The following is a 2286-nucleotide window of genomic DNA, read 5'->3' as shown; positions in this document are numbered from 1 at the left end:
GCGCCCAGGCCTGCTCGACCGGCAGGCCCACCGGAAACTCGTTGATGAACTCCATCGCGGAAACACGGCTCCTTGTTGCCGGTCGGTTTGCCGATTGGTTCGTCGATCAGCTCCAGATCGTCACGTGGACGGCCGGCTTGAACCTGTTCATGGACACCCCCCTCGACCGGGTCTGTACGGCCTGGGTCGCCGTCGGTGTCGTGACGAACTGACACAGGCGGGCCGCGGTTTCCGAGCGGTGGTCGTCACGTAGCGCGTTCGCGTACAGCAGCCCGTTGACCGGCGTCCCCAGCACGTCAAGTGCGACCAGCGTCCTCCGCCGCAGCTCGTCGCGTACGACGTGAAGGAACTCGATGGTCAGGCCGTGCCCGTCGGCGACGGCCTCGCGGGCTTCGGTCGCGCTGGGGAAGACCGACACGCTGGCGGCGTCGACGCCGAGGCGCGCAAGGAAGGCGCCGGCCCGCGTGCTCGGATCGAGTCCGGCCGGGCCGAACAGCCATGGCTGCCGGGCCAGTTGGTCAGGTGGGATTCGTGCGTGGCCCCGCAGCGGGTGGCGGGAGGACGCGACGACGACGAGCTGGAACCGCAGGAACGGGATGGCTTCGATCGAGGTGTTGGGGCCCAGCGCCGGACCGATCGCCACGTCGGCCCGCCGGTCCCGCAGCAGGTCGGCGAGGGCGGAGCCGGGCGCGGCCATGGTGGAGACATCGACGTCGGGCTGGCGACGGCAGAAGGCCTCGAGTAGCCGCGGGGTCACGTGCTCGGCTGCGGTCGCGGTGGACGCCACCCGCAGATACGGGGTCTGCTCCCCGGCCTCCCGCACCCGCTGGCGGGCCTCCTCGGCCAGACCGAGGATCTCAGCGGCGCTGGCAGCCAACCGTCGGCCGCCGGAGGTCAACGTGATGCCGCCGGCGCCCCGCACGAACAGCTGGTCGCCGAACTCGCGGCGAAGCGCGGCCACTGCGCCGGACACTGCCGCCTCGGTCACGTTGAGCGACCGGGCGGCGGCTTTCACCGAGCCCAGACGGGCCACGGCGACGAACATCCTGAGCCGGCTGAGCGTCATCTGCCGCCCCCTGGCGCAGTGCACCCCGAGGTTGCGCCGACGGGGAACCGCATAACGCCTCCTGCCACTGTCAATAACCGTATTCCTGAGTCGGACGAACTTGGCCAGATGCGTTCTGATCCGTCGGTGCACGTTAGGTATGCGGAGGCCTGGACTCCATGGCCTGGACGGGCGAAAGCTCGCTCGGAATTCGTCCTGACAGGACACTTGGCGCAGGTCCCGGGGGACGCCAAGTGCCCTGCCTCAAAAGACCGTAGAGACCGAGTCCCTCGGGTCACATCCCCTGGCAGGTGGAACGTCGTGGGGATATGCGCTCTCGCGCCACGCTCCCAACGGTCGACGTGACAGCCCCGGGCGGCACGGCATGTGCGTCGCGTCCGCCGACGGCGGACGAGGCCGTCGCGACCTGGACTTGGACGGTGTCCTATGTGGTGATCGCTCGTTGGTCTGTTCATGGGGCTGGGTACGTGGAGTTGGATTGTTCCGGACGGCTTGTGGGAGCTCGCCAGGCCGTTGATTCCGGAGGGCCGGGTGCGGCCGCAGGGCGGTGGAACGCCGAATACGCCTGATGAGACGCTGTTCGCGGCGATCATCTACGTGCTGGTCAGCGGGTGCGCCTGGCGGGCTCTGCCGCCGTGCTTCGGGATTTCGAAGTCGACGGCCCATCGCCGGTTCCTGATCTGGTCGCGGGCCGGCGTCTGGGGCCGGCTGCACGAAGCAGTCCTGCACCAACTCGACGACGCGGGCCTCATCGATGTCTCCCGCGTCGTGCTCGACTCCGCCCACGTACGGGCTAAAAAGGGGGCGCACACACAGGTCCGAGCCCCGTGGACCGGGGCAAGCCGGGTTCCAAGATGCACGTCCTGTCGGACGCGAACGGACTGCCTCTGGTCGTCGGCGTCTCCGCCGCCAACGTCCACGACAGCGAAGGGCTGAAGCCCTTGGTGGCCGGTCACCAAACGAGACACGACCCCCACAACGGCCGCTACTTCAAACCCCAACGCCTGCACGCCGACAAGGCCTACGACATTCCCCACCTGCGAAAATGGTTACGAGGCAAGCGCATCGGCGTGCGTATCGCCCGCAAGGGCATCGAGTCCAGCGAACGATTGGGCCGCCGCCGATGGGTGATTGAGCGCACGATGTGCGCCACGAGGCGCCCTGTTTGTATCCCCGGCTGAGCCGGGAGGAACTCGGAAGGAGGTTTCTGGGCCGGATGG

Annotated in this window: 1 protein-coding gene and 1 pseudogene; one reads left to right on the top strand and one right to left on the bottom strand. The window is 68.5% G+C overall.

The annotated features are described in order from the left end of the window. Nucleotides 1-106: 106 nt before the first annotated feature. Nucleotides 107-1066, bottom strand: a complete 960-nt coding sequence (locus tag ABD198_RS30405) for a LysR family transcriptional regulator (RefSeq protein WP_344007940.1) — start codon at nt 1064-1066, stop codon at nt 107-109. 453 nt (nt 1067-1519) lie between these two features. On the opposite strand from ABD198_RS30405, the pseudogene ABD198_RS30400 reads away from it, so the two are divergent. After that, a pseudogene (locus ABD198_RS30400) lies at nt 1520-2211 on the top strand (IS5 family transposase); the annotation flags it as partial. Nucleotides 2212-2286 lie beyond the last annotated feature (75 nt).

Origin of the sequence: Streptomyces thermocarboxydovorans (assembly GCF_039524635.1) — a bacterium.
Classification (GTDB): domain Bacteria; phylum Actinomycetota; class Actinomycetes; order Streptomycetales; family Streptomycetaceae; genus Streptomyces; species Streptomyces thermocarboxydovorans.
Note: the sequence above shows the minus strand (reverse complement) of the source record. Positions and strands in the feature narration are given on the sequence as shown.

Excerpts from the sequence above, each read along its gene's own strand:
- ABD198_RS30405 (WP_344007940.1), bottom strand. The coding sequence starts at position 1,066 with ATGACGCTCAGCCGGCTCAGGATGTTCGTCGCCGTGGCCCGTCTGGGC.